The organism is Nostoc sp. CALU 546 (assembly GCF_048836525.1).
Genome location: NZ_JAWJTF010000376.1, coordinates 1 through 1,788 on the forward strand (window position 1 = coordinate 1; position 1,788 = coordinate 1,788).

A 1,788-nucleotide genomic window follows, 5' to 3' on the forward strand; every position below is an offset into this window, starting at 1 on the left:
TTAAGTTGACACCAGTGGCATCTTGCCCGTCCCTTGTATTTTAGGGCACTCGTGTCGCCCACCCTACAAGAATCATCCCTTGAATCAGCAACGCCTTAATTTTGAACGTTCCATCAGTATTTCCTGTAATGCAAGTAGAATAACTGTATTGAGTCATCAATGAGAATTGCGTAGGCGCAGCCCACACTTCTACAAGCTCAGTGACCGCCGTAGGTATCGCTATGACTGCAACCACAAAAAAATTTACTTTTGCAGAGTATCTTAAGTATAACGATCGCACGGATACCCAATATGAATTGGTAGATGGAGAATTAATTCCCATCAGCCTTGGCACTGGCAAGCACGGTGGCATCTCCAAGTTTTTAGAACAAAGCTTTGATGATGAAAGTGCCAAAATGGGCCAGAATTGGACAGCACAAAAGTTTTCTGTCGGAGTGCGATCGCCACGAGGGGGACGCTGGGACACCTCACGAATTCCAGATGTAGTAGTATTACCAACACAGCAGTGGGAAGCACTTTCTAATCGAGAAGCTGTTATCGAACTCAACGAAACTCCCCCCATATTAGTGGTAGAAGTCGTCAGCGAATCTACACAAACTACAGACTATCGCAGCAAACGTTCTGAGTATGCTGTTCTGGAAATTCCTGAATATTGGATTGTTGACCCGATTCAAGAGATAGTAACAATATGCACCCTACTAGAAGGGTTCTATGATGCTGTTACATTCCGAGGACAAGAACGCATCATCTCTTTTACTTTTCCACAGTTGGATTTGAGTGCCCAACAAGTCTTGGCAGGACGGAAGTGAACTCTCAATTACTATTACCCAGCCAAACCGTATTGGCTGTACTTCAACAATGAGCCTCAAAACCTCAATGTTGACCTTCTGAAGCTCGACGTTGACCTTCTGAGCCTCGAAGTTGCACGTTTGATCCTCGAAGTTGCGGCTTTTAACCTCAACGTTGACCTTCTGAGCCTCGACGTTGACCTTCTGAGCCTCGACGTTGACCTTCTGAAGCTCAACGTTGACCTTCTGAGGCTCGACGTTGACCTTCTGAAGCTCAACGTTGACCTTCTGAGGCTCGACGTTGACCTTCTGAGGCTCAACGATGACCTTCTGAGGCTCGAAGTTGCACCTTTTATCCTCGAAGTTGCGTCTTTTATCCTCGAAGTTGCACCTTTTAAGCTCAACTAACAAATATATCTAACCATTCCTGAATTTACAGGGGTGAGCGTGTACTAATATTTGGTCACCTCTGTGAATTTGAACATGGCTTTAGACAACTCCTGTCAAAATTTCCGAGGACGCAACTTCAAAGATAGACAAGACCTTGCGGGTGCAAACTTTAGCTATGCCGACATCCGAGGGGCAAACTTCACTAACGCTAATTTAACAGGCGCTAACTTCAGTTATGCCAAAGCTGGACTGCAACGCCGATGGGCAATTTTCCTAGTCCTTGTCTCGTGGCTGTTGTCGGGATTTTCAGGGTTTTACTTGGCTGTCAAAGGTTATTTGGTGTCACTAATATTTGATACTTCCAACTCAAGTAATCAGATTGGTGGTTGGACTGCTTTGATTATATTGATTGCCTTCTTTTTAATCACGATTCGCCAAGGACTAACAGCTGGTCTAGGAGCCGTAGCCGGAGCCTTCGCCGTAGTCGTAGCCTTCGCCGTAGCCTTCGCCTTAGCCGGAGCCGGAGCCGGAGCCGGAGCCTTCGCCGGAGCCTTCGCCGTAGGCGTAGTCGGAGCCTTCGCCGTAGCCGTAGCCGGAGCCATAGCCGGAG

The 1,788-nt window shown here is 47.1% G+C and carries 3 protein-coding genes; all 3 read left to right on the forward strand.

Features of this window, described 5'->3' with window-relative positions; all coding sequences use genetic code 11:
* Positions 1–221: 221 nt before the first annotated feature.
* Complete coding sequence (locus RRG12_RS43820) at positions 222–809, forward strand: Uma2 family endonuclease (RefSeq protein ID WP_420763337.1); 588 nt, start codon at positions 222–224, stop codon at positions 807–809.
* 120 nt (positions 810–929) lie between these two features.
* Positions 930–1,196: a hypothetical protein gene (locus RRG12_RS43825; RefSeq protein ID WP_420763338.1), complete on the forward strand. Its 267-nt coding sequence runs from the start codon at positions 930–932 to the stop codon at positions 1,194–1,196.
* Positions 1,197–1,271: 75 nt separating this feature from the next.
* Positions 1,272–1,788: pentapeptide repeat-containing protein (locus RRG12_RS43830; protein WP_420763339.1), on the forward strand; the 517-nt coding region annotated here is incomplete at its 3' end.